Origin of the sequence: Thalassobellus citreus, assembly GCF_044385915.1 — a bacterium.
In the GTDB taxonomy this organism is placed as follows: domain Bacteria; phylum Bacteroidota; class Bacteroidia; order Flavobacteriales; family Flavobacteriaceae; genus Thalassobellus; species Thalassobellus citreus.
This window is the reverse complement of the sequence record NZ_JBISCC010000074.1, coordinates 1-210: the sequence shown is the minus strand read 5'-3', so window position 1 is coordinate 210 and position 210 is coordinate 1. Positions and strand designations below refer to the sequence as shown.

Annotated in this window: 1 protein-coding gene; it reads right to left on the bottom strand. The window is 44.8% G+C overall.

What is annotated here, in order from left to right:
* Positions 1-210, bottom strand: a 210-nt coding sequence (locus ACH5TX_RS00495; RefSeq protein ID WP_439337601.1) for a hypothetical protein, incomplete at both ends; no start/stop codon positions are given.

Genomic DNA, 210 nt, shown 5'->3' with positions numbered 1-210 from the left:
TCACAAGCATCATCAGGATCGGTTGTTCCGGTTGGTACTGGTGTCGTTGATGAATCATCAATTCCTGTCGTTTCTTCACAATCGGTTAATCCATCACCATCACTATCGGTCGTATTAACTCCTGTTGGTAAACAAGCATCGTTAGCTTCAAATGGCCCTGGATAATCTCCTGGTACTTTTGGTGTACTCGGATCGTCGATTCCTGTCGTT